Raw genomic sequence first — 23,102 nt, forward strand, 5'->3', positions numbered from 1 at the left:
TCTCCTGTTCTTCAGCGAGAAAATTCAGGGTGTCATCAAGCATGGCGACGCAGGTTAACAGCCTCCATCACCGTTTACAACACCCAAAACAAAAATGCCGTTCAGTTCTTAACTGAACGGCATTACCGCAATCGCGGGGCTTTTTTGTCCGGCGAAACCGCCGCCGGAACCGGGCCGACGGGCGCGGCTTACGCCTGCCGCTGCAGCCCGTCCACGTCCTTCACGGGCGCCGGCCGGTAGCCGAGCGATTCCGAGATGGTGAGCGCCGTCCGGCTCAACTGGCCGAGCCATGCGTCCTGCAGCCGGTCGGCGGGCGCCGACAGCGACAGGCCCGCGACGAGCTTGCCGGAATCGTCGTAGATGCCGGCCGCGATGCAGCGCACGCCCAGTTCGAGCTCCTCGTTGTCGCGCGCGCACGATTGCTGGCGAACGATCGTCAGCTCGCGCTCGAGTTTCGCGATATCGGTGATGCTGTTCTGCGTATGGCCGGACAGCCCCGTGCGCGTCGCATACGCACGCACGCGCGACGTTTCGTCGGCCGCGAGGAACAGCTTGCCGACCGACGTGAGGTGCAGCGGCGCGCGGCCGCCGATCGCGCGGACGACCTGCATCCCGGAGCGCTCAGAATACGCGCGCTCGATGTAGACGATCTCGTCGCCCTGGCGCACCGACAGGTTCACGGTCTGCCCGGTGAGGCGGTGCAGCTCGCGCATCGGCATCAGCGCCGCGTCGCGCACCGACAGGCGCGCCTTCACGAGATTGCCGAGTTCGAGCAGCCGCATGCCGAGGCGGTAGGTGCCGGGATCGGAGCGGTCGACGAGGCGGCAGGTCACCATGTCGTTGAGGATGCGGTGCGCGGTCGACGGGTGCAGCTCCGTGCGCTGCGCAAGTTCCTTCAGGCTGACAGGGTCGCTGTGCGCGGCGAGCGCGTCCAGCAACCGCATCATGCGTTCGATCACCTGGATCGACGTTTTTGAATCCGGGGTGGGTTGGCTCATGTCGGGGGAGGAATCGGTTGACGCGTCAAGCGGTGTTGGATCGATTGTATCTCGTATCGTGAAAAAAGCGAACGCCGTTCGAGGAAGTCCTCGTTTTGCGCGCGGCGGGCTTGCACGCGGGCCGGCGTTGGTCTTGTCGGCCAAACGTCGGATAATGAGAGCCGTTTTCTCGAAGGAGCACGTATGCGAGTCGGTTTGTTCGTGACCTGCCTGGTCGACCTGATGCGCCCCGAAATCGGCTTTTCGGCGCTCAAGCTGATTCGCGACGCCGGCTACGAGGTGAGCGTGCCGCCCGCGCAGACGTGCTGCGGCCAGCCGGCCTACAACTCGGGTGACCGCGCGCTCGCGCGCGACCTCGCGGAAAAGACGCTGCGCGAGTTCGAGTCATTCGATTACGTCGTCGTGCCATCGGGTTCGTGCGGCGGGATGATCCGCGCGCACTACGGCGACCTGTTCCGCGACGATCCCGAACTGATGGGGCGCTATACGCGGTTCCAGCAGAAAGTTTATGAGCTGACCGATTTCCTCGCGAGCGTCGCGAAGGTGTCGCTCGCGCCGGGCGAATTCGCCGGGCCGGTCACCTATCACGATTCTTGCTCGGGCCTGCGCGAGCTTGGCGTGAAGGCGCAGCCGCGCGCGCTACTCGCGCAGCGCGGCGTGGCCGTCACCGAGATGAAGGACTGCGAGCACTGTTGCGGCTTCGGCGGCACGTTCGCGGTCAAGTACGGCGACATCTCGGCGGCCATCGCGGACGAAAAATGCGCGAACGTGCGCGCGTCGGGCGCGGGTGCCGTCGTGCTCGGCGATCTGGGCTGCATGCTGAACATCGAAGGGCGGTTGCGCCGCACCGGCGACCGCGACACCCGCGTGCTGCACGTCGCGCAGGTGCTGGCGGGCGACGTCTGACGCCCGGTTCCGCTCACTTTTCCCCGATACCGCGATGCAAGTCCAATCGATGCATTTCAAGGCGCGCGCCGGCCAGAAGCTGGCCGACCAGCGCCTGCAGCACAACCTGAAGAAGCTGTCGACGAAGTTCGTGTCCGCGCGCGCCGACGCGATGACCGCGATCGACTTCCCGGCCACGCGCGCCGCGCTGAAGGCGCGCCGCAACCGCGCGCTGGAGAATCTCGACGTGTGGCTCGAGGCGTTCGAGCGCGAGGCGACGCGGCGCGGCACGACGGTGCTGTTCGCCGAAACGACCGCGGACGCTGCGCGGCTCGTGGCCGACATCGCGCGCCGGCACGACGTGAAGAAGGTCATCAAGACCAAGTCGATGGTGTCCGAGGAAATGCGCCTGAACGCGGTGCTCGCCGAGATGGGCGTGCAGTCGATCGAGACAGACCTCGGCGAATACATCCTGCAGATCAACGACAACGAGCCGCCGAGCCACATCATTGCGCCCGTCGTGCACAAGGACAAGGACGAGATCGCCGATCTCTTCGCGCGCACGCACCGGCGCGAGCGGCTCACCGAGATCCCGGACATGACGCGCGAGGCGCGCGACGTGCTGCGCCCGCATTTCATGTCGGCCGACATGGGCGTGACGGGCGGCAATTTCGTGATCGCGGAAACGGGCTCGGTCGCGATCGTGACGAACGAAGGGAACGAGGGCATGTGCACGGTGATGCCGCGCGTGCATGTCGCGGTGACCGGCATCGAGAAGGTGCTGCCGACCCTCGAGGATCTCGCGACGGCGATGCGGCTGCTGCCGCGTTCCGCGACCGGGCAGAAGACGTCGAACTATTTCTCGCTGCTGACCGGGCCGCGCGGGCCGGGCGACGAGGACGGCCCCGAGCACAACTACGTGGTGCTCGTCGACGGCGGCCGCACGGGCCTGATCGGCGGCGAATTCCAGGAGATGCTGCGCTGCATTCGCTGCGGCGCGTGCATGAATCATTGTCCGGTGTACCAGAAGGTCGGCGGTCATGCGTACGGCTGGGTCTATCCGGGGCCGATGGGATCGGTGCTGACGCCGAGCTACGTCGGGCTCGACCGCACGCTCGACTTGCCGCAGGCGGCGACGCTGTGCGGCGAGTGCGACAGCGTGTGCCCGGCCGGGATTCCGTTGTCGCATCTGTTGCGCACGTTGCGCGAGAAGCAGGTCGAGCGCCACCTGCGGCCGTGGCGCGAACGCGCGGCGCTCGCCGCATGGGGGTTCTTCGCCCGGCGCCCGATGCTGTATGCGCTGACGACCAAGCTCGCGGTACGCGTCCTCGAACGGCTGGGCGGCGACGGCGGCATGCTGCGGCGCCTGCCGATGATGGGCGGCTGGATGGACACGCGCGACCTGCCGACGCCGACCGGGCGCACCTTCCGCGAGCTGTACGCGGCGTCGCAAAGTCACCTCGGCTGACACTGTTCAGCGGGCGGCAACAGTGCGTTCGCTATTTGCATATTTATCTCGATAGATGCGGTCTATAGAATCTCGTCTGTAGTCCCCGGAATTGGGTTTCGGGGTACGAGGTCAACGAGGTCCGCATCATGAAAAAGACAATATCGATGTACTGGCCGCTGGCAATCGTGGTTCCGCTGGCAGCGGTTGCCTATCTGCATGCGATGGCCGATGCGCCGTCGCGCGGTCCGCTCGCGGTTCACCAGGCGTCCGCCGAACTGGCGCGCGCGGTGTCGTTCGGGCTGGTCGGCGACGCGGCGCAGCCGCTGCCCGCGGCATCCGGCGACATCGCGCTCGCTGCGCCGAAGGCGCTGTAAGGCATGGCGCCGTCGCTTCGCGCGGCGGCGCGGTTTCGGCCGCCTTTGTATAATGGCGCGTTATGCTCCCACGCGGTTCGCCGCGGCTTTTCGATAGTGCGATGACCCGCGTTGCGATCTGTTTCGTCTGTCTCGGCAACATCTGCCGTTCGCCCACCGCGGAGGGCGTGATGCGCCGCCAGGTCGATGCGGCCGCGCTGGGCGACCGGATCGCGATCGATTCGGCCGGCACCGGCAACTGGCACGTGGGCGAGCCGCCCGATACGCGTGCGCAGGCGGCGGCCCGCAGCCGCGGCTACGATCTGGCGGCGCTGCGCGCGCGGCAGGTGAGCGCGGCGGATTTCGAGCGTTTCGACCTGCTGCTCGCGATGGACGAAGCAAATCTCGCCGAACTGCGCCGCCGCTGCCCGCCGCAGTATCGCGACAAGGTGCGCCTGCTGATGGAATTCGCGCCGGGTGCGACCGAAACCGAAGTGGCCGATCCGTATTTCGGCGGCGCGCAGGGCTTCGAACAGGTGCTCGACCAGGTCGAGCGCGCATGCGCGGGCCTGCTGGAGACGCTGCGCGCACGCACGGCGCACTGACCGCGCGATATTCAGCGGTCTGCGAATACCCTTTCAAAGGCGTGGATACTTGACTAAAAACGTCAAATATTTATACTTGACCAAAATCGTCAAGATTGCAGTCCCCTAGACACCATGAGACTCACCACCAAAGGCCGTTTCGCCGTCACGGCGATGATTGACTTGGCACTGCGCCAGGAGCAGGGCCCGGTGACGCTTGCAGGCATCAGCCAGCGCCAGCGGATTTCGCTCTCGTATCTCGAACAGCTGTTCGGCAAGCTGCGCAGGCATGAAATCGTCGAATCCGTGCGCGGCCCGGGCGGCGGCTACAACCTTGCGCGTCGCGCGCAGGACGTCACCGTCGCCGACATCATCATCGCGGTCGATGAACCGCTCGACGCCACGCAGTGCGGCGGCAAAGGCACGTGCGACGGCTCGAAGCAGCCCGACGGCCATTGCATGACGCACGAGCTGTGGTCGACGCTGAACCAGAAGATGGTCGAATACCTCGATTCGGTGTCGCTGCAGGATCTCGTCGATCAGCAGCGCGCACGCGAGGGCGCCCCGGCGGTGCTGCGCGACCGTCGCGCGCCGGAGCCCGTCGCCGCACCGGCCGAGCCCGTGCGCACGATGCCGCTCGGCCCCAATTCGGTGTTCAACATCGCGAATTCGTGAGCGCGAAGGCGCCCGCCAACCCCCATAACGTACATAGTCCCTGCACAGAATACCCGGAGCGACAGATGACCCAAGAGACTCTCCACCTGCCCATCTATATGGATTACAGTGCGACGACGCCCGTCGATCCGCGCGTGGTCGACAAGATGGTGCCGTACCTGCGCGAGCAGTTCGGCAACCCGGCGTCGCGCAGCCATGCCTACGGCTGGGACGCGGAGCGTGCGGTCGAGGAGGCGCGCGAACAGGTGGCCGCTCTCGTGAACGCCGATCCGCGCGAGATCATCTGGACGTCGGGCGCGACCGAGTCGGACAACCTCGCGATCAAGGGCGCCGCGAATTTCTACAAGGGCAAGGGCAAGCACATCATCACGGTGAAGACCGAGCACAAGGCCGTGCTCGACACCTGCCGCGAACTCGAGCGCGACGGTTTCGAAGTCACCTACCTCGACGTGAAGGACGACGGCCTGATCGACCTCGACGTGTTCAAGGCCGCGCTGCGCCCGGACACGATCCTCGTGTCGGTGATGCACGTGAACAACGAGATCGGCGTGATCCAGGACATCGAGACGATCGGCGAGATCTGTCGCGAGAAAGGCATCGTGTTCCACGTCGATGCCGCGCAGTCGACCGGCAAGGTCGCGATCGATCTCGCGAAGCTGAAGGTCGACCTGATGTCGTTCTCGGCACACAAGACCTACGGCCCGAAGGGCATCGGCGCGCTGTACGTGCGTCGCAAGCCGCGCGTGCGCATCGAGGCGCAGATGCACGGCGGCGGCCACGAGCGCGGCATGCGTTCGGGCACGCTGGCGACGCACCAGATCGTCGGCATGGGCGAGGCGTTCCGCATCGCGCGCGAGGAAATGGCAACCGAGAACGAGCGCATCCGCATGCTGCGCGACAAGCTGCTGCGCGGCCTGTCGCAGATCGAGGAAACCTACGTGAACGGCGACATGGAGCACCGTGTCCCGCATAACCTGAACATCAGCTTCAACTTCGTCGAAGGCGAGTCGCTGATCATGGCGATCAAGGACGTCGCGGTGTCGTCGGGCTCCGCGTGCACGTCGGCGTCGCTGGAGCCGTCGTACGTGCTGCGTGCGCTCGGCCGCAACGACGAGCTCGCGCACAGCTCGATCCGCTTCACGGTCGGCCGTTTCACGACGGAGCAGGAAGTCGACTTCGTGGTCGATCTGCTGAACAGCAAGATCGCGAAGCTGCGCGAACTGTCGCCGCTCTGGGAAATGCACCAGGAAGGCATCGATCTGTCGACGATCGAATGGGCCGCACACTGATACCGCATTGAATGCAACCGCGGGCGGATTGACGCACGCAGACGTAACGAGTCAAGGAGTCTGAGTCATGTCTTACAGCAACAAGGTTCTGGATCACTACGAAAACCCGCGCAACGTCGGTTCGTTCGCGAAGGACGACGACACGGTCGGCACGGGCATGGTCGGCGCGCCAGCATGCGGCGACGTGATGAAGCTGCAGATCCGCGTCGGCGCGGACGGCGTGATCGAAGACGCGAAGTTCAAGACCTACGGTTGCGGTTCGGCGATCGCATCGAGCTCGCTCGTCACCGAATGGGTGAAGGGCAAGACGCTCGACGAGGCACTGTCGATCAAGAACACGCAGATCGCCGAGGAGCTCGCGTTGCCGCCGGTGAAGATTCACTGCTCGATCCTCGCGGAAGACGCGATCAAGGCAGCCGTGGCCGACTACAAGAAGCGCCACGACACCAAGGAAAGCGATCAGGCAGCAGCCTGAGCGGCATCGAGCGGCTAGGGAAGGAAACGCGGCGGGCTCCCGGGTGCGCCGCGGCAAGGACATCATGGCAATTACACTGACCGAAAAAGCAGCACAGCACGTCCAGAAATACCTCGTCCGTCGCGGCAAGGGTGTGGGCCTGCGGCTTGGCGTCCGTACGACCGGGTGTTCGGGGCTCGCGTACAAGCTCGAGTATGTCGACGAGCTGGCTCCCGAGGATCAGGTGTTCGAGAGCCATGGCGTGAAGGTCGTCGTTGATCCGAAGAGCCTCGCCTATATCGACGGCACCGAGCTCGACTTCGCCCGCGAAGGCCTGAACGAAGGGTTCAAGTTCAACAACCCGAACGTGAAGGACGAGTGCGGGTGCGGGGAATCGTTCCGCGTGTGACGCGGCTCCCTCCGCGCGATGCGGGCAAGAGGCGGCACGGGCCGCCTTTTTAATGTGCGGCGTTTGCCGCATGACGAACCGGAATTGAACGCGACGATGGTTTCGCTGAAAGACAGCCATTTCGACCTGTTTCACCTGCCGGCGCAATTCGCGCTCGACGAGACGGCGCTCGACGCCGCCTACCGCACGGTGCAGACGCAGGTGCATCCGGACCGCTTCGCGGCGGCCGGCGACGCGCAAAAGCGCATCGCGATGCAATGGGCCACTCGCGCGAACGAGGCTTACCGCACGCTGCGCGATCCGCTGCAGCGCGCGTCCTATCTGCTGTCGCTGCGCGGCGTCGACATCGGCGCGGAAAACAACACGGCGATGGAGCCTGCCTTCCTGATGCAGCAGATGGAGTGGCGCGAGGGCATCGAGGATGCCGCGGCTGCCCGCAACGTCGACGCGCTCGATGCATTGCTCGCCGAGTTGCGCGACGAGAAGCGCGTGCGCGTCGAGCGCCTCGGCACGCTGCTCGACAGCGGTGCCGATCAGGCCGCCGCGGAAGCCGTGCGTCAGCTGATGTTCATCGAACGGGTCGCGTCGGAAGTGGGCGCGCAGATCGAGCGCCTCGAAACTTAACCGCGTGCCTGGCGGCACGCGCAGCAAACGGGCCGAGCGCCCGAACGAACCAAGATGGCTTTACTGCAAATTTCCGAACCGGGCATGGCGCCGGCGCCGCACCAGCGGCGGCTCGCCGTCGGGATCGATCTCGGCACGACGAACTCGCTCGTCGCCGCCGTGCGCAACAGCGTGCCCGAAGTCCTGCCGGACGAAGCCGGCCGCGTGCTGCTGCCGTCGGTGGTCCGTTACCTCGAGAAGGGTGGCCGCCGCATCGGCCACGAAGCGAAGGAGCAGGCCGCGACCGATCCGCGCAACACGATCGTGTCGGTCAAGCGCTTCATGGGCCGCGGCAAGGCCGAGGTCGAAGGCGCGGCGAACGCGCCGTACGAATTCGTCGACGCGCCGGGCATGGTGCAGATCCGTACGATCGACGGCGTGAAGAGCCCGGTCGAAGTGTCGGCCGAGATTCTCGCGACGCTGCGTTATCGCGCGGAAGATTCGCTCGGCGACGATCTGGTCGGTGCGGTGATCACGGTGCCCGCATACTTCGACGACGCGCAGCGCCAGGCGACCAAGGATGCCGCGCGCCTCGCGGGCCTCAACGTGCTGCGCCTGCTGAACGAACCGACCGCCGCGGCGATCGCCTATGGCCTCGACAATGCGGCTGAAGGCCTTTACGCGGTGTACGACCTCGGCGGCGGCACGTTCGACCTGTCGATCCTGAAGCTGACGAAGGGCGTGTTCGAGGTGCTGGCCGCGGGCGGCGATTCCGCGCTGGGCGGCGACGATTTCGACCACGCGCTGTTCGGTCACGTGCTCGCGCAGGCCGGGATCGACGCGAAGACGCTCGCGCCCGAGGACGTGCGCCTGCTGCTCGATCGCGTGCGCGTGCTGAAGGAGGCGCTGTCGTCGGCGCCCGAAGCGGCGCTCGACGTGACGCTGTCGAGCGGTGCGCACCTCGTGCAGACGATTTCGCACGATACCTTCGCGTCGCTCGTCGAGCCGCTCGTGCAGCGCACGCTCACGCCGACCCGCAAGGCGCTGCGCGATGCGCAGGTCACGCCGGCCGACATCAAGGGCGTCGTGCTCGTCGGCGGCGCGACGCGCATGCCGGTGATCCGCGATGCGGTCGCGAAATATTTCGGCCAGCCGCCGCTCGTGAACCTCGATCCGGACCAGGTCGTCGCGCTCGGCGCGGCGATCCAGGCCGATCTGCTCGCGGGCAACCGCGGCACCGGCGACGACTGGCTGCTGCTCGACGTGATTCCGTTGTCGCTCGGTGTCGAGACGATGGGCGGCCTCGTCGAGAAGATCATTCCGCGCAACTCGACGATTCCGATCGCGCGCGCGCAGGAATTCACGACCTTCAAGGACGGCCAGACCGCGATGGCGATCCACGTCGTGCAGGGCGAGCGCGAGCTCGTCGCCGACTGCCGGTCGCTCGCGCGCTTCGAGCTGCGCGGCATTCCGCCGATGACGGCGGGCGCGGCCCGCATTCGCGTGACCTATCAGGTCGACGCGGACGGCCTGCTGTCGGTGTTCGCACGCGAGCAGCTGTCGGGCGTCGAGGCGTCGGTCGTCGTGAAGCCGTCGTACGGCCTCGCCGACGACGACATCGCGAAGATGCTGGAAGACAGCTTCAAGACCGCTGAAATCGACATGCGCGCGCGTGCGCTGCGCGAAGCGCAGGTCGAGGCCGAGCGGATGCTCGAGGCGACGCAGGCCGCGCTGGCGGCCGACGGCGAATTGCTCGATGCCGACGAGCGCGCGCAGGTCGACGCGCTGGCCGCGGCGTTGCGCGCGGTCGCGCAGGGCGACGATACGAATGCGATCGAAGCGGCGACCAAGGCGCTGGCCGACGGTACCGACGAATTCGCGGCGCGCCGGATGGACAAGAGCATCAAGCGCGCGCTGTCGGGCCGCCGGCTCGACGAGATCTGAACCCACGAACCGCGCATCGGCCGGCAACGGCCCGCGCGACGATGAACGTGCGGCGCGTGGCGCCGCACCCTGACTGACGGAACGAACATGCCTCAACTGGTGGTGCTGCCTCACGTCGAACTGTGCCCGGACGGCGCGGTGATCGACGCGACGCCCGGCAAGAGTATCTGCGACAACCTGCTCGATCACGGGATCGAGATCGAGCACGCATGCGAGAAGTCGTGTGCATGCACGACGTGCCACGTGGTGATCCGCGAAGGCTTCAACGATCTGACGCCGTCCGAGGAGGACGAGGACGATCTGCTGGACAAGGCGTGGGGCCTCGAGCCGACGTCGCGCCTGTCGTGCCAGGCGATCGTGAAGGAAGATTCGGACCTGGTGGTCGAGATCCCGAAGTACTCGATCAACCACGCGAAGGAAAATCACTGACAGGAACCGGAGGCAGGCGATGAAATGGACCGATTCGCGTGAAATAGCCATTGCGCTGGCGGACAAGTACCCGGACATCGACCCGCAGCGAATCAACTTCGTCGACCTGCGCCAATGGGTGCTCGAACTCGACGGCTTCGACGACGATCCGGCGCACTCCGGCGAGAAGATCCTCGAGGCGATCCAGGCGCACTGGATCGACGAAGCGGATTTCGACGACGAGGACTGACCGACCCGACCGGTCGCGGCGCGCGCTGCAACGGCGCACGCCGCGCCCATGAAAAACGGCTCGCGAGCAAGCGCTCGCGAGCCGTTTTCGTTTTGGGCGCGCCGCCGCGCACGACACACGGGCAGCGAACGCCGGCGACTACACGATCAGATGATTACGCGCCGACCAGCGTGCCGTTCTCGATCCGCACGCGCTGGCCCTGGCCGAACGGCGGCGGGTTGTGGTACGTGAACGTGCGCGTCGCACCGCTTTCCATCTGCACTTGCACCTGATAGTCGGTTTCCGCGCGAACCTGCTTCTCGACCTGGTTGCCGGCGAGCCCGCCGCCCAGCGCGCCGATGATCGTCATCGCGGTGCGGCCGTTGCCGTTGCCGAACTGGTTGCCGAGCAGGCCGCCGGCCGCCGCGCCGCCCACGGCGCCGATCCCCGAGCTCTGGCCCGGCGTGCGCGTCTGCGTGATCGAGACGACCGTGCCGCAGCTCTGGCAGTAGGTTTGCGCAGGCGCCGACGGCTGTTGCGCGTATTGCGGCGGCTGCGGCGCGGTCGTGTGACGGCGGTGCGGTGCGGCCGGGCGCGGCGCCGGCTTCGGCTCGACCTGCGCGACGGCGGCCTGTTCCGCCGCCTGCCGCTGCGCTTGCGCGGCGAGCGCGGCGCTGGCGGCCGCGGCCGTATCGACGGCCGGCTGCGACGCGATCAGCGCGGCCTGGGTCTGGCCGTTCTGTTCGTTGCTGCTGGTGGCTTTCGGGAAGACGCCCGTGATCGCCGCGGTCGCCGCGAGGCTGGCGACGATGACGGCGCCGGCCGCGGTGGCGATCAGCGGGTGGAGGCGTTGCTTTTGCGGCGTGGTCTGATTCTGGTTGTCCATTTTTTTCTCCAAGGTCGATCCGGATCGACGCACTGCGCCGGAGCAGGATCCCACGCTCGGGAGCGAGCAGACTCGGCGTTCCGGTGCCTCGTTCTGGTCCCGTGGTCATGCGTGGTGACGCAACAGGAGTGTCGTTCACGGCCCAGCGGCGCGCCGTATCAAGGTGTAACGAATTGCAGCGCGGGATCGTCGCTTGCTACCGGGAAAACCCGGGGGAGGCCGTCGCGACGTGGGAATAAAACGGGGAAGGATCGAAGGCCGGCAGACGCCGGCTGGCGGGATTTACGCGTCGTTACAAAGCCGACGCGTGCGCGCCACGGAATGCGGCGCACACGCGGTGGCGGCCGTCAGTCTTCGCGGCGCAGGTGCGGGAACAGCAGCACGTCGCGGATCGTCGGGCTGTCGGTCAGCAGCATCACGAGACGGTCGATGCCGATCCCGCAACCGCCGGTCGGCGGCATCCCGTATTCGAGCGCGCGGATGTAGTCGGCGTCGAAGAACATCGCTTCCTCGTCGCCCGCATCTTTCTGCTCGACCTGCTTCTTGAAGCGCGCGGCCTGGTCTTCCGGATCGTTCAGTTCGGAGAAGCCGTTCGCGATCTCGCGGCCGGTCATGAACAGCTCGAAACGCTCGGTGATGCCCGGCACCGTATCCGATGCGCGTGCGAGCGGCGACACCTCGACCGGGTAGTCGATGATGTAGGTCGGCTCCCACAGCTGCGATTCCGCGGTTTCCTCGAACAGCGCGAGCTGCAGCGCGCCGATGCCTGCATTCAGGAAGGCCGGCTGCGACACGTCGACGCCGAGGCGCTTCAGTTCCGTGCGCAGGAACGCGTCGTCCGACAACTGGCCGTCGGTGTAGTCCGGTGCGTACTTCTGGATCGCCTGCGTGATCGTCAGGCGATGGAACGGCTTCGCGAGGTCGAGCTCGCGGCCCTGATACTGGATCGTCGCGGTGCCGAGCGCATCGATCGCCGCCTGGCGGATCAGTTGCTCGGTGAAGTCCATCAGCCAGCGGTAGTCGGTGTACGCGGCGTAGAACTCCATCATCGTGAATTCCGGGTTGTGACGCGGCGACACGCCTTCGTTCCGGAAATTGCGATTGATTTCGAACACGCGCTCGAAGCCGCCGACGATCAGGCGCTTCAGGTACAACTCCGGCGCGATGCGCAGGAACATCTGCATGTCGAGCGCATTGTGATGCGTGACGAACGGCTTCGCGGCCGCGCCGCCCGGGATCGGGTGCAGCATCGGCGTCTCGACTTCCATGAACTCGGCGTTGTCCATGAACTTGCGGATCGACGCGATCGTTTTCGTGCGGGCGCGGAACGTGTCGCGCGTTTCCGGCGTGACGATCAGGTCGACGTAGCGCTGGCGGTAGCGCATTTCCTGGTCGGACAGGCCGTGGAACTTGTCCGGCAGCGGACGCAGCGCCTTCGACAGCAGGCGCAGCTCCTTGCACTGGACCGACAACTCGCCCTTGTTGGTGCGGAACAGCACGCCGCGCGCGGCGACGATGTCGCCGAGGTCCCACTTCTTGAACGCGTCGTAGGTGTCGGCGCCGACGTCGTTCGGCGTCACGAAGAACTGGATCTGGCCCGACCCGTCCTGCACCGTCGCGAAGCTCGCCTTGCCCATCACGCGCTTGAGCATCATGCGGCCGGCGACCGACACCTCGACCGGATTCGCTTCGAGCGCGGCCTTGTCCGAATCGGCGAATTTGGCCTGCAGGTCGGCTGCATGGTGCTCGGGCCGGAAGTCGTTCGGATAGGCGACGCCTTGCTCGCGCAACGCGCGCAGCTTCTCGCGGCGCTCGGCGATGATCTGGTTGTCGTCCGCCGTGACGGCGGGCTGCGTTTGGGTCGGTTCGGTCATGATGGTCGGAATTCGGAGTGGGGTGCGGCAACGCAAACGGGAAGGGCGGCGCGGGCCGGCCGCGCCGCGGCGCTTACACGCCCTGTTTGAGGCTCGCGCTGATGAAGTCGTCGAGGTCGCCGTCGAGCACCGCACGCGTGTTGCTCATTTCGACGTTCGTGCGCAGGTCCTTCACGCGGCTCTGGTCGAGCACGTACGAGCGGATCTGGTGGCCCCAGCCCACATCGGTCTTGCTCGATTCGAGCTTGTCCTGCTCGGCCTGGCGCTTGCGCATCTCGACTTCGTACAGGCGCGACTTCAGCATCGCCATCGCTTCGGCGCGGTTGCGGTGCTGCGAGCGGTCGTTCTGACATTGCACGACGATTCCCGTCGGCATGTGCGTGATCCGCACCGCGGAGTCGGTCTTGTTGATGTGCTGACCGCCCGCGCCCGATGCGCGGTACGTGTCGATGCGCAGGTCGGCCGGGTTGATCTCGACTTCGATCGAGTCGTCGATTTCCGGATAGACGAACACCGACGAGAACGACGTATGGCGGCCGCCCGACGAATCGAACGGCGACTTGCGCACGAGGCGATGGATGCCCGTTTCGGTGCGCAGGAAGCCGTACGCGTATTCGCCCGTGACCTTGACCGTCGCGTTCTTGATGCCGGCGACGTCGCCGTCGGATTCTTCGAGCACCTCGGCCTTGAAGCCCTTGCGTTCGCAGTAGCGCAGGTACTGGCGCAGCAGCATCGACGCCCAGTCGCATGCCTCGGTGCCGCCGGCGCCGGCCTGGATGTCGATGAAGCAGTTGTTCGGATCGGCCGGGTTCGAGAACATCCGGCGGAATTCGATGTCGCCGACGCGCGCTTCGAGCTTCGCGGCGTCGTCTTCGGATGCGAGAAGGGTGTCTTCGTCGCCTTCCTCGCGCGCCAGCTCGAACAGGTCGAGCGCATCGCGCAGGTCGCTATCGAGCGCGGTGAGCGTCGTGACGACGCCTTCGAGCAGCTTTTTCTCGCGACCGAGCGCCTGGGCGTTCTTCGAATCGTTCCAGACGTTCGGGTCTTCGAGTTCCTTGTTGACTTCGGTCAGACGCGCAGCTTTGGCGTCGTAGTCAAAGATACCCCCGAAGCTCGCCCGCGCGATTGCGCAGGTCGAGCAGGGAGCTTTCGATCGCGTTGAGACGTTCCGCTTCCATGATCGTTCGCTGTTCCGGCTTCGTAAAAAAGCGGAATTATAGCCGATCGGCCGGGTTGCCCGGTGACGCAAACGGTGCCTGTACGCGTGTTGACGGCCCCGTCCGGCGCGTCGCGCACGCGCAGCGGCGGGCGTCGCGGGGCGGTCGGCCCACTCAGCCGGCCGCGTGTTCGACGATCAGCTGGACGCGCGAGACGCCGTTCCACGTATCGGCAACGAGCCGGTACGCGACTAGCGCGCTCGCCGGCAGCGGCTCGGTATGGTTGAACCAGATCGCGTTGAAGCGCTGGCGACCGCGCGCGAGCTGCAGCTTCAGGTGCTTTTCCTTCACGAGCGACTGCGACACGACGTCGAATTCGCCCGAGAAAAGCGGGGCCGGAAACCCTTGCCCCCACACGGCTTCGTCGAGCAGGCCGACGAACTGCGGCGTGAAGTACGCGTCCTCGAGTTCGCCGTCGGTCTCGATCACGCGGGCCAGCGCGTCGTCGGACAGCCATTCGCGCGCGACGGCCTCGAACGCGGCCGCGAAGCGCGGCACGTTGTCGGTGTCGAGCGTGAGGCCCGCCGCCATCGCGTGGCCGCCGAACGCGACGATCAGGTCCGGTTCGCGTTTCGACACGAGGTCGAGTGCGTCGCGCAGATGGAAGCCGGCGATCGACCGGCCGGAACCCTTGACCCGCTTGCCGTCGTCATCGGCGTGCGCGAACGTGAACGACGGGCGGTGGAATTTTTCCTTGAGCCGGCCGGCGACGATGCCGATCACGCCCTGGTGCCATTCGGGATTGAACAGCGTGATCGTGCATGCGTCGGCCGGATCGACGTCGGCGAGATCGGCGAGCGCCTGCTGCTGCATGCCGGCCTCGATTTCGCGGCGCTCGCGGTTCATCACGTCGAGCTGCTGCGCGAGATCCCACGCGCGGCCGATGTCGTCGGTGATCAGGCATTCGATGCCGAGCGACATGTCGGACAGCCGCCCGGCCGCGTTCAGGCGCGGGCCGAGGCCGAAGCCGAGGTCGAAGCCCGATGCGGTGCGCGCTTCGCGCGCGGCGGCGCGGAACAGCGCGGCGACGCCCGGCTGCATGCGGCCGTTGCGGATGCGCTGCAGTCCTTGCGCGACGAGCACGCGGTTGTTGCCGTCGAGCCGCACGACGTCGGCGACGGTGCCGAGCGCGACGAGGTCGAGCAGGCCGTCGAGGCGCGGCTCGGCTTCCTTGCTCGCGAACGCACCGCGGCGGCGCAGCTCGGCGCGCAGCGCGAGCAGCACGTAGAACATCACGCCCACGCCGGCCAGGTGCTTGCTCGGGAACGCGCAGCCAGGCTGGTTCGGGTTGACGATCGCGCGCGCGGCGGGCAGCGCGTCGCCGGGCAGGTGGTGGTCGGTCACGAGCACGTCGATGCCGCGCGCGTTCGCGGCTTCGACGCCGGCGACGCTCGCGATCCCGTTGTCGACCGTGATCAGCAGGTCGGGCTTGCGCGCGGCCGCGAGCTCGACGATCTCCGGCGTGAGGCCGTAGCCGTATTCGAAGCGGTTCGGCACCAGGTAGTCGATCCGCGCGCCGAACATCCGCAGGCCGCGCACCGCGACCGCGCAGGCGGTCGCGCCGTCGCAGTCGTAGTCGGCGACGACGAGCAGGCGCCGCTTGTCGGCGATCGCGTCGGCGAGCAGCACCGCCGCATCGGCGCAGCCTTTCAGCTCGGTGGGCGGAACGAGGCGCGCGAGCGCGGTCTCGATATCGACGGGCGACTGCACGCCGCGCGACGCGTACAGGCGCGCGAGGACGGGGTGCAGGCCGTGGCGCGCGAGCGCTTCGGCGTCGGCGGGCGCGACGGGGCGGGTAACGATGCGGGTCATACGGGTGGGCTTGTTATTCGAACAGGGAGGCAAGCGCGCGGCGGCGCCAGAACTTGCGCAGGTCGCCGCGCGTCGCGTGCAGCGTGACGGAGCTCGTGTCGCCGCACAGCGTCACGTCGACGCTCGCCAGTTCGCCGTTCTGCAGCGCGGCGAGCGCGGGTGCGAACCAGTCGCGCTCCAGCGCGGCGAGGCCGTCGTGCCAGCGCGACCAGTCCTGCTCGATGAACGGGGTGGTCAGCGCCGGCAGCTCGACGAGCGTCGCGCCGTCGGCGCCGGGCAGCGCGCCGAACGTCGCGGGCAGGTTGCCGGCTTCGGCTTGCGCGGCGCGCGCGAGGCCGAGCGCGGCCGGCGACGCGGACACCACGCGCGCGAACGGCTTGCCGACCGGCTTCAGCGTGCCCTGCGCATGGAACCAGATCGAATTGACGGCCGGCAGCCCACGGGCCTCGCGGGCTTCGTTCACCGGGTGCTGGAACCACGCCATCTGCACTTCGTTCTGCAGTTTCATCCACATCCGCGAGCGCTCGCCCGTGTGCGCCTCGTGCGGCAGCCAGATCTCGATGTTGCGGCCGCTGGCGCGCAGCGGCGCGGCGCCGGCGAGGCGCGCGAGCTGGTCGCTCGACAGGTACCAGCGCGCGGGGTTCGGCGCTTCGAGCCGCACGCCCAGCTCCTCGATCAGCGGCCGCGCGACCGCGAGCAGCGCGGCCGCGTCGCCGTCGTCGAGCGCGAGGGCGGCCGGATCGACGAGCACCAGATGATCGTGCGCGATTTCGACGTGCACGGGCTCGACGCACGCCCACGCGTGCGCGCCGGGATCGCCGCCGTCGGCCAGCAGCATGTAGGGCGCAAGCGGCGCCTCGTCGGCGGCGTTGCCCTGCGTGGCGCCGAACCGGCTGGCCAGCCAGCGCTCGTGCGGCAGCGTGCGCTGGAAGTCCTCGCCGGTCACGCGCTCGACGAGGCTTGCTCGGGCGAGCAACTTTTGGAGCGCGGGGCTGTCCAGCGTATGCAGGGACGAGGCCGCGTCGGCCGCCGACGGCAGCGCGAACGGAACGAGAAAATGGAGGCGTCGGTCGTGCATGATGGTGCGCATTGTATGGCAAACCTACGCACCCTTGCGAATCAAGGACTTACAGCCGAGCGTGTAACACTTGGGGCGGGTCGGTGTTACGAAGAATTCAGGGCTACATCGTACCACGGCCCGTAAATTCATCGCGTCGGCGTCGCCTTCCACGCACGGAGGGCGGCCTTATCCCGCCAGTCACACGCTTCCATCGCGGCACGCTCGTTTATCAAAGCCTGAGCTAAGTCCGCAACCGTCTTGCCGGCCGGTCTCGGAGCATGGGCGCAGTCCTGCAAGTACGCGTCCGGAATCCCACTCCCCGACGCACACCCCGCCAATAGGGCCGCGAGCAACACGGCCACTCCCGTGTTAATTCCCCTCATTTGAATCCCCGTAGATTGCGTCCCATACCGCATCAGGGACGACCGTATCCGCTACTGTGGGGTTGCCCTTGACTGCTTGCCGTAACCGCTCGGAGGCCGTCTCTTGGCGTTTCCGGGCCTTTTCTTCTGCCGCCTTCTGGGCGTCGAGCGCGCGGGCGTATCCGTCGCGTTCCTGCTTGATCTTCGCTACCTTGCTCTCTAGTTCCTTGGCCCGGTTGTGTTCGTGCTTCGCGTAGAGTCCCGCTCCGGTCGCAGCTATCGCAGCGACCAGGAACAGAGCCGCGAGAATCTGATCAATCCCCCGCATCAGTCGTCTTTCTTTGGTGTCGGCTGGTCGCCCAGCTTTCGCCACAGGGACCAATCCTTATCGATCAAGCCGCGCTTGAGAGCTACCGCAGTACGTGCCACGCGGGGCAGAGCGCCCCAGATATAGCAGACCGACAACACAATCGAGAGTGCCGCCGCGTAGCTGCTGAGGGGCAGGGTTGTGATGCCGTATAGAGCCGTACCAGTTGTCACTGTGACCTTTCCGGCCGATGCGGCGGCGCTGTCGGCCGCCTCTTGAAAAATTCCCATCTTCTCCTTGTGAGAAATTGCTACAGAACGCCGGTCATATCCAACACCATGAACCGGTAGTGCATGCACTCGCGGTAGCACGTAATGTTTGGAGGATTTCCCCCGTTATAGCGGTGCAGTTCCCAGGTGACGACATCACCGGACACGCCAACGGCGCTCATCTCCGCAATGTCCCAAATCCGTTGGTTGCTGTTGGTTGATCCGCTGATGTAGTGAGCGGGCCACATACACGCGATAGCAACAGGTCGGCCGTAGCTTCGCGACTGCGTACCGACTCCAGGGAAGCCCGTCACAGCCCAGCCGTAGCCGTCGAGGTATTGCCCGGCCACCACGTCCAGCACTTTGCAAAATGGCTGCGAAGCATCCGCGATGAGTGTTCCGGCTGCATCGAACACTTGAAACCCGAAGTTTGACGAGGCAGGGGCTACGCGCGCGTACACGAACAGTCGCACGGTCGTTTGCGATGTTGTAATCAATCTGACCGTGTAGATACTGCCGTTTCTTGTGAAGTCCCACGGCGTAACCATCACTCCGCCGTCTGCGACAAACGCCCAGATTGGCGGCTGGTCGGACCGAAATGTGAAGCTACACAGCCAGAATGTTCCGGTAAATTGGATGCTTGCGTTGTTGTAGACGGTGTTGATTGTGGTCTGCTGCGATACCGCTGCGAGGCTGGCGGTTAGCTGATAATTCGCCGTCAATCCGTCGATCTGGAACAGACCAGAATCTGTGAACGCTTGGAACCCTACGGACATCAGTACACGCCGTAAACTAGCCAGCCTTGAACCGGAGTACGGTAGCCGTCGCTAGTAGTGCTATAACGCCAACGGACACCATTCGCGTCAATGTCGATGATCGGCACGGGAGCGTTCATGCTGATGTGCTTAAACAAAAACTCCGGCATGAATGACCACCACGGAGTACCGTCCGACAGATTCGCGCCTACTGCTCCATCGCTTCCATTCACATACACCATGTCCTTGATGCGACCGCATCGAGTGCTACCGTCTAAGACGAGACGCCCGGAGGCGTCCCACAGTTGCAGCCCTACGGCCATTAATAGAACCCCAAGCGATACCGGAGAGTTCCGTTGGCGTCGTATCCTCGTACGCCGTTGCTGTCGATATTCAATCGGTTTCCTTGTCCGTCCGTGTTGTTGATTTCGAACCAGCCGCTCTTATCAAGTCGCCATCCTTGCCGCCCAGCCACGTAGTTATCGGACTGGATGTAGTTTCCAATCATGGCGTTCTTAATGAAGCCGTTCCCGATGAATGCCTCATTGAGGAACACTTGGCCGCCCTGAATAACGAACGGCGACGTTACGACGGAGCCGTTAGGATCGAGGACAGCGAATCGTGAAGCCGCGACTAGAACCTGAGATTCCACGTCACCACCATTGCCATTGACACCCAAAGAGATGCCGGCCATGTACGTGCGGCCATCCTTCGTAATTTGCGTCTTGACCGTGTACGACGCCGACAATTGGCCGTTGAGGTCAGCGTAGGATTTCGCGACTGTCTGCACTGCCGCCGTGTTGTCGTTGGCCTTGGCTTCAACCGTCGTGATTCGCTGGGCTTGCGCGCTAATCGCATCCGCACGGGCCTGCGATTCATCGCGCACGGCAGCGATAAGCGACGCATTTGCGGACGTGAACTGCGCCGTAGTTGTGTCGATCCGTTGCGACAGGGCAAGGTCACCCTCCGCACGCGCGGACTGCTCGGACCACACCCCGGCGTAGACTTCCGTACTACCCGCGTAGTCGCCATCGCTACCCGCCATGTCAGGAATTACTACCTGGGCTTCAACCTTATCGACACGCCCGGCAAGTGCTTTGTCTCCCTCCAATCGGGCCTGTTGCTCGCTTGTGATGCGCGCGTCGTTTTCCTCTACCTTCTGCTTGAGGTCGGGAATCTCTTGGATCGGACCAAGGAGTTCCTTCGATAGCTCCGTGGATGTGATCTTTCCGACGAGGTAGCCGAGAATTAAATCGGTGTCGGCGGTGGCCGCGCCGCGAACACCCGGCGAAGCAATATCCGGGTACCACGGCCCGATGTTCCCCGACGTATCTACGAGCCTCGCCCAGAAGTAGAGCGCATGGCCGGCAGCGAGATTGAGAAGGTTCGCAGAACTTGTCGGATACCCGTATCGGGATAGCTGCGATGCTTTCTCGAAACTGGGAGTGTCGCTGTAGTAGACCTCCGTATATGCAGTGTCCGCCGCGTCGGCAGAGAACGCCCAACTAAGGCGGATCGACATGACCTGATCCGTGGACGCGCTGAACGCGAGCGGCTTAGGCGGACTGCCAGTCTTACCTTGGAGAACCGTCTCAGTCGAGTACGCATAGGGCGATACGATGTCCACGGCGTTGACCGCGCGAACACGCGCCGCATAGCGACCGGTGTAGATATTCGAGACATCGATAGACAGGCCGCCAGTCCGACCGGCCGTGATCCAATCGCCATTGTCCTTACGGAACTCTGCGATGTACGCGATTGCATTGGGTGCGGAATCCCAAGCAATCGTCATGTTGGTTCGCGTGATGCCCTGATCGACTACGACGAACTGTGAAATGCGGACATTGCCGGGCGCTTGCTGGGTGTTAAGCGGTAGGCCGATGATCGGAGCGGGGTCGATTGCCGCGCCGCTGTCCACGGCCGCGTACTTGCCCGGTTCGTGCTGCGTTGCCGAAATTTCGAAGGTGATACCTTCTTTCTCGGAGACACTGGTGACCCGGAAAAGCTGCGCCTGTACCTTGCTGCTTTCCACCATCCACACCGCGCCGGCCAGAGGCGTAGTCGAGAATGGGTCGGCGGTTTGGACGAGGCCGTTGGATACAGACGTGATAGCGCGCTTCTGCGCAATCCCGGTCGGCATGATTACCGTGAGCGAATCGCCGGCCGAGATGTCAGGCGGAGCCTGATCCAACGTTACGTGCGATGCGTCCTGCACACTGAGTAGTCGGCCTCCGATACGCCGCCGAGCGCGCGCCGGGTCTGCTACGGCAATGACCTGTCCGGGTTGCGCAAGCGTCCCGTCCATACCTACGCTAAACGTCACCGCGTTGGTCTCGTACCGCGAGGTCAGGAGCGACCAGTGGCCCACACGTTGAGCTTGGGAACGGCTTGTGCATCCGAATGCGGTTATCTCAGCCTTGTTGATCCCGTAGCGGTTAATGCCGTCTGCGTCCTCAACGTACTCCACGGTTTGCTTATACGCGTTGCCTGGATCGTTGTACGTGACAAGTGCAGTCGTGTAGCGCGTGCGGAGCGAGCTACCCACATACTTGAACTCGCCTTTGACGACGTTCGCGGCAGTGTAGACGTAGACTGGATCGGATGGCATATCCGACGAGGCGATGACGCTGCCTGCCGACCAATGCGCGATCCCACGGAAAACGCTGGCGAGGTCTTGAATAACCTTGATGGCGTCTGCGCGGGACGCGATGTAGCAATTGCAGGTGAAGCGCGGTTCCTGTCCGCCTTTCCCGTCGGACACCAATACATCGCAGTACCGGCCAATCTGATACAGCGCGTAACGGTCGAGCATGGTTGCATCAACGTAGCGGCCCAGCCCGTACCGTTTGTTTAGCACTAGATCGTAGAAAATCCACGCCGGGTTATCGGTCCAGCCGAACGAGAACGTTCCGTCCCATGTCCCCGTATATACGCGCGTCTTTGGGTTGTAGTTCGACGGATATTTAACGAGGAGGCCCAGCACGTCATAGGCCCGCGTCGGCATGCTGGAGAACTGCTCCGCGTCGATCTGGAGAGCGACTAGCGCGCTATACGGATACGACAGCTTTGCGTCGATGACCTCCGCGTAGCTAACAACGCTTGTCTTGTCTTGGATGTACTGTGTAGTGCCATCCGGCGTAAGGCGGACGACGCGGACGGTGTACTGTGATTTCGCGCCTGACAGTTCGATACGGTGCGAACGTGTGTAAGTCGAGCTAGCTTTCCCGTCGAATGCGGTATCGATGACTGTCGAGAACGAGCCGCCATCCTTGGAAACCTGAATCTGGTATGCGACCCGATACCCGTAAATGTTCCCGGTGTTGGTGTCGGTCTTTGACAGGCCGCTAACGCTGAGAGTGATTCGGGCGGCGCTAAGGTCTACGTTTGTGAACGTGTGTGACCACGGCTGTTGAGTCGTAAGTGCGACGCCTACTTGCGTTTCCGCTACAGAGCTTTCGAAGCCGGCGATATGCGTCTGGTCAACATAACCCAGCCGGTAATCGAGTTGCTTGACGTTGAAGTTGTACGAGCCGTCCGCGTTCTGTAGCGGGGTGTCGTTGAAGTAGACACACTGAGCCGGCGTGAGGTTATCTGGAAACCCTGCAATCGGCCCTTCGCCTAGGAGGTCGAGAATCTGCGCGTATGCGGTACTGCTTAGGGTGTCGTCGGCTTCCACGGGCGATGAACCGCCGCCACCTCCTTTACTACCGTGAATCAAGGTCATTTATCGGTTGCTGTGATCCCTTGGCTAATAACGGTGCTGCCGATACGCAGGCGACCGTAAGGCAACCCGACAGGGCCGCCTTGTTCGGTAACGTTCTCCGCGCCGTTGAAGTAGTAGGATTGCTTTCGATTGCTGCTGCCGTTCGATGCTGTTGCGTGCGGCGAGAGCATTTGAGCGACACCGCCGAGCGCCATAGATGCACCGAGCATCATCATTTGCGTACCGAACGGGTTGCCGAAGTACGACGTAACGGCCCCGATAGCCGCTAGCGCGATGCCTGCAATCGTTTGGAAAAGGCCGCCTCGTTTGCTGCCGCGAATGATCGGCGCGATCCGCACTGCGTTGTCGCCGACAGGCGCGGGTATGTCGTCCTCTCGGATATTGCGGCGGCCGACGAACACGGCGTACTCAATGCCACGATCCCGGCTTGTCATGAGTTCACGCTCAAACCCCGGAATCATCGCGCATAGCGCTTTCAGTGCGTCTCGCGTACTGCGAATTACAAAGCGATGCTCACGACCGAACATCGTCCCTAGTCGCCCGTATAGGCGAACG

General features: G+C 64.8%; 23 protein-coding genes. 12 read left to right on the forward strand and 11 right to left on the reverse strand.

Annotated features, from left to right (window positions below):
- Positions 1 to 188: 188 nt before the first annotated feature.
- Complete coding sequence (locus QZM72_RS15495) at positions 189 to 998, reverse strand: IclR family transcriptional regulator (RefSeq protein WP_089467812.1); 810 nt, start codon at positions 996 to 998, stop codon at positions 189 to 191.
- A gap of 183 nt (positions 999 to 1,181) precedes the next feature.
- Between QZM72_RS15495 and QZM72_RS15500 the strand changes: the two genes are divergently transcribed.
- The 12 genes from QZM72_RS15500 to iscX all read left to right on the forward strand — a co-directional run bounded on the left by QZM72_RS15500 (position 1,182) and on the right by iscX (position 10,302).
- Positions 1,182 to 1,904: a (Fe-S)-binding protein gene (locus tag QZM72_RS15500; RefSeq protein WP_089467810.1), complete on the forward strand. Its 723-nt coding sequence runs from the start codon at positions 1,182 to 1,184 to the stop codon at positions 1,902 to 1,904.
- Positions 1,905 to 1,938: 34 nt separating this feature from the next.
- Complete coding sequence (locus tag QZM72_RS15505; protein ID WP_301738578.1) at positions 1,939 to 3,351, forward strand: lactate utilization protein B; 1,413 nt, start codon at positions 1,939 to 1,941, stop codon at positions 3,349 to 3,351.
- A 128-nt stretch (positions 3,352 to 3,479) separates the two neighbouring features.
- Entirely contained in the window at positions 3,480 to 3,707 is a 228-nt protein-coding gene (locus tag QZM72_RS15510; RefSeq protein WP_089467808.1) for a hypothetical protein, read from the forward strand.
- Positions 3,708 to 3,808: 101 nt separating this feature from the next.
- Positions 3,809 to 4,291 (forward strand): low molecular weight protein-tyrosine-phosphatase, encoded by a 483-nt coding sequence (locus tag QZM72_RS15515; protein ID WP_301738579.1) that lies wholly within the window; start codon positions 3,809 to 3,811, stop codon positions 4,289 to 4,291.
- A gap of 114 nt (positions 4,292 to 4,405) precedes the next feature.
- Positions 4,406 to 4,945: a Fe-S cluster assembly transcriptional regulator IscR gene (iscR, locus tag QZM72_RS15520; protein WP_301738580.1), complete on the forward strand. Its 540-nt coding sequence runs from the start codon at positions 4,406 to 4,408 to the stop codon at positions 4,943 to 4,945.
- Between the two features lie 65 nt (positions 4,946 to 5,010).
- Positions 5,011 to 6,234 (forward strand): IscS subfamily cysteine desulfurase, encoded by a 1,224-nt coding sequence (locus QZM72_RS15525; RefSeq protein WP_301738581.1) that lies wholly within the window; start codon positions 5,011 to 5,013, stop codon positions 6,232 to 6,234.
- A 67-nt stretch (positions 6,235 to 6,301) separates the two neighbouring features.
- On the forward strand, positions 6,302 to 6,709 hold the full coding sequence (gene iscU / locus QZM72_RS15530) for a Fe-S cluster assembly scaffold IscU (protein ID WP_006478389.1): 408 nt from the start codon (positions 6,302 to 6,304) through the stop codon (positions 6,707 to 6,709).
- A gap of 64 nt (positions 6,710 to 6,773) precedes the next feature.
- Positions 6,774 to 7,097 carry an iron-sulfur cluster assembly protein IscA gene (gene iscA, locus QZM72_RS15535; RefSeq protein WP_011885413.1) on the forward strand — a complete coding sequence of 108 codons (324 nt, stop codon included), beginning with the start codon at positions 6,774 to 6,776 and terminating at the stop codon, positions 7,095 to 7,097.
- A gap of 96 nt (positions 7,098 to 7,193) precedes the next feature.
- Complete coding sequence (gene hscB, locus QZM72_RS15540; protein ID WP_089467988.1) at positions 7,194 to 7,721, forward strand: Fe-S protein assembly co-chaperone HscB; 528 nt, start codon at positions 7,194 to 7,196, stop codon at positions 7,719 to 7,721.
- Between the two features lie 54 nt (positions 7,722 to 7,775).
- The gene (gene hscA, locus QZM72_RS15545) at positions 7,776 to 9,644 is read left to right on the forward strand and encodes a Fe-S protein assembly chaperone HscA (protein ID WP_089467805.1); all 1,869 of its coding nucleotides are present in this window, start codon (positions 7,776 to 7,778) and stop codon (positions 9,642 to 9,644) included.
- Between the two features lie 87 nt (positions 9,645 to 9,731).
- Positions 9,732 to 10,073 (forward strand): ISC system 2Fe-2S type ferredoxin, encoded by a 342-nt coding sequence (gene fdx, locus QZM72_RS15550; protein ID WP_006478392.1) that lies wholly within the window; start codon positions 9,732 to 9,734, stop codon positions 10,071 to 10,073.
- A 19-nt stretch (positions 10,074 to 10,092) separates the two neighbouring features.
- Positions 10,093 to 10,302, forward strand: coding sequence for a Fe-S cluster assembly protein IscX (gene iscX, locus QZM72_RS15555; RefSeq protein ID WP_301738582.1), 210 nt, complete (start codon positions 10,093 to 10,095; stop codon positions 10,300 to 10,302).
- A gap of 154 nt (positions 10,303 to 10,456) precedes the next feature.
- On the opposite strand, the gene QZM72_RS15560 is transcribed toward iscX, so the two are convergent.
- The 10 genes from QZM72_RS15560 to QZM72_RS15605 all read right to left on the reverse strand — a co-directional run bounded on the left by QZM72_RS15560 (position 10,457) and on the right by QZM72_RS15605 (position 23,074).
- Positions 10,457 to 11,167 carry a glycine zipper 2TM domain-containing protein gene (locus QZM72_RS15560; RefSeq protein ID WP_301738583.1) on the reverse strand — a complete coding sequence of 237 codons (711 nt, stop codon included), beginning with the start codon at positions 11,165 to 11,167 and terminating at the stop codon, positions 10,457 to 10,459.
- A 347-nt stretch (positions 11,168 to 11,514) separates the two neighbouring features.
- A complete protein-coding gene (lysS, locus tag QZM72_RS15565) occupies positions 11,515 to 13,041 on the reverse strand; it encodes a lysine--tRNA ligase (RefSeq protein ID WP_050013000.1) in 1,527 nt (508 codons plus the stop codon).
- A gap of 73 nt (positions 13,042 to 13,114) precedes the next feature.
- Positions 13,115 to 14,219 (reverse strand): peptide chain release factor 2 gene (gene prfB / locus QZM72_RS15570; protein WP_102961735.1). Its coding sequence is split into 2 segments (ribosomal slippage): positions 13,115 to 14,137 and positions 14,139 to 14,219, totalling 1,104 coding nucleotides; the frame shifts between segments, so codons are not numbered across the junction.
- Between the two features lie 153 nt (positions 14,220 to 14,372).
- Entirely contained in the window at positions 14,373 to 16,070 is a 1,698-nt protein-coding gene (gene recJ, locus QZM72_RS15575; protein ID WP_301738585.1) for a single-stranded-DNA-specific exonuclease RecJ, read from the reverse strand.
- Positions 16,071 to 16,083: 13 nt separating this feature from the next.
- Positions 16,084 to 17,148, reverse strand: a complete 1,065-nt coding sequence (locus QZM72_RS15580) for a regulator (protein WP_301738586.1) — start codon at positions 17,146 to 17,148, stop codon at positions 16,084 to 16,086.
- A 351-nt stretch (positions 17,149 to 17,499) separates the two neighbouring features.
- Entirely contained in the window at positions 17,500 to 17,820 is a 321-nt protein-coding gene (locus QZM72_RS15585; protein WP_301738587.1) for a hypothetical protein, read from the reverse strand.
- Positions 17,820 to 18,089: a hypothetical protein gene (locus QZM72_RS15590; protein WP_060050907.1), complete on the reverse strand. Its 270-nt coding sequence runs from the start codon at positions 18,087 to 18,089 to the stop codon at positions 17,820 to 17,822. Before QZM72_RS15590 ends, QZM72_RS15585 begins: the two co-directional genes overlap by 1 nt.
- 20 nt (positions 18,090 to 18,109) lie before the next feature.
- Positions 18,110 to 18,844 (reverse strand): hypothetical protein, encoded by a 735-nt coding sequence (locus tag QZM72_RS15595; RefSeq protein ID WP_301738588.1) that lies wholly within the window; start codon positions 18,842 to 18,844, stop codon positions 18,110 to 18,112.
- A 301-nt stretch (positions 18,845 to 19,145) separates the two neighbouring features.
- On the reverse strand, positions 19,146 to 22,547 hold the full coding sequence (locus QZM72_RS15600; protein ID WP_301738589.1) for a host specificity protein J: 3,402 nt from the start codon (positions 22,545 to 22,547) through the stop codon (positions 19,146 to 19,148).
- A complete protein-coding gene (locus QZM72_RS15605) occupies positions 22,544 to 23,074 on the reverse strand; it encodes a tail assembly protein (protein ID WP_301738590.1) in 531 nt (176 codons plus the stop codon). Before QZM72_RS15605 ends, QZM72_RS15600 begins: the two co-directional genes overlap by 4 nt.
- Between the last annotated feature and the right edge of the window lie 28 nt (positions 23,075 to 23,102).

This window comes from Burkholderia sp. AU45388, assembly GCF_030481585.1.
Classification (GTDB): Bacteria; Pseudomonadota; Gammaproteobacteria; order Burkholderiales; family Burkholderiaceae; genus Burkholderia; species Burkholderia sola.

Bases quoted from the DNA above. Each gene is read 5' to 3' on its own strand.
- QZM72_RS15495 (WP_089467812.1), bottom strand. From the start codon at position 998: ATGAGCCAACCCACCCCGGATTCAAAAACGTCGATCCAGGTGATCGAA.
- QZM72_RS15500 (WP_089467810.1), top strand. From the start codon at position 1,182: ATGCGAGTCGGTTTGTTCGTGACCTGCCTGGTCGACCTGATGCGCCCC.
- QZM72_RS15505 (WP_301738578.1), top strand. From the start codon at position 1,939: ATGCAAGTCCAATCGATGCATTTCAAGGCGCGCGCCGGCCAGAAGCTG.
- QZM72_RS15510 (WP_089467808.1), top strand. From the start codon at position 3,480: ATGAAAAAGACAATATCGATGTACTGGCCGCTGGCAATCGTGGTTCCG.
- QZM72_RS15515 (WP_301738579.1), top strand. From the start codon at position 3,809: ATGACCCGCGTTGCGATCTGTTTCGTCTGTCTCGGCAACATCTGCCGT.
- iscR (WP_301738580.1), top strand. From the start codon at position 4,406: ATGAGACTCACCACCAAAGGCCGTTTCGCCGTCACGGCGATGATTGAC.
- QZM72_RS15525 (WP_301738581.1), top strand. From the start codon at position 5,011: ATGACCCAAGAGACTCTCCACCTGCCCATCTATATGGATTACAGTGCG.
- iscU (WP_006478389.1), top strand. From the start codon at position 6,302: ATGTCTTACAGCAACAAGGTTCTGGATCACTACGAAAACCCGCGCAAC.
- iscA (WP_011885413.1), top strand. From the start codon at position 6,774: ATGGCAATTACACTGACCGAAAAAGCAGCACAGCACGTCCAGAAATAC.
- hscB (WP_089467988.1), top strand. From the start codon at position 7,194: ATGGTTTCGCTGAAAGACAGCCATTTCGACCTGTTTCACCTGCCGGCG.
- hscA (WP_089467805.1), top strand. From the start codon at position 7,776: ATGGCTTTACTGCAAATTTCCGAACCGGGCATGGCGCCGGCGCCGCAC.
- fdx (WP_006478392.1), top strand. From the start codon at position 9,732: ATGCCTCAACTGGTGGTGCTGCCTCACGTCGAACTGTGCCCGGACGGC.
- iscX (WP_301738582.1), top strand. From the start codon at position 10,093: ATGAAATGGACCGATTCGCGTGAAATAGCCATTGCGCTGGCGGACAAG.
- QZM72_RS15560 (WP_301738583.1), bottom strand. From the start codon at position 11,167: ATGGACAACCAGAATCAGACCACGCCGCAAAAGCAACGCCTCCACCCG.
- lysS (WP_050013000.1), bottom strand. From the start codon at position 13,041: ATGACCGAACCGACCCAAACGCAGCCCGCCGTCACGGCGGACGACAAC.
- recJ (WP_301738585.1), bottom strand. From the start codon at position 16,070: ATGACCCGCATCGTTACCCGCCCCGTCGCGCCCGCCGACGCCGAAGCG.
- QZM72_RS15580 (WP_301738586.1), bottom strand. From the start codon at position 17,148: ATGCACGACCGACGCCTCCATTTTCTCGTTCCGTTCGCGCTGCCGTCG.
- QZM72_RS15585 (WP_301738587.1), bottom strand. From the start codon at position 17,820: ATGCGGGGGATTGATCAGATTCTCGCGGCTCTGTTCCTGGTCGCTGCG.
- QZM72_RS15590 (WP_060050907.1), bottom strand. From the start codon at position 18,089: ATGGGAATTTTTCAAGAGGCGGCCGACAGCGCCGCCGCATCGGCCGGA.
- QZM72_RS15595 (WP_301738588.1), bottom strand. From the start codon at position 18,844: ATGTCCGTAGGGTTCCAAGCGTTCACAGATTCTGGTCTGTTCCAGATC.
- QZM72_RS15600 (WP_301738589.1), bottom strand. From the start codon at position 22,547: ATGACCTTGATTCACGGTAGTAAAGGAGGTGGCGGCGGTTCATCGCCC.
- QZM72_RS15605 (WP_301738590.1), bottom strand. From the start codon at position 23,074: ATGTTCGGTCGTGAGCATCGCTTTGTAATTCGCAGTACGCGAGACGCA.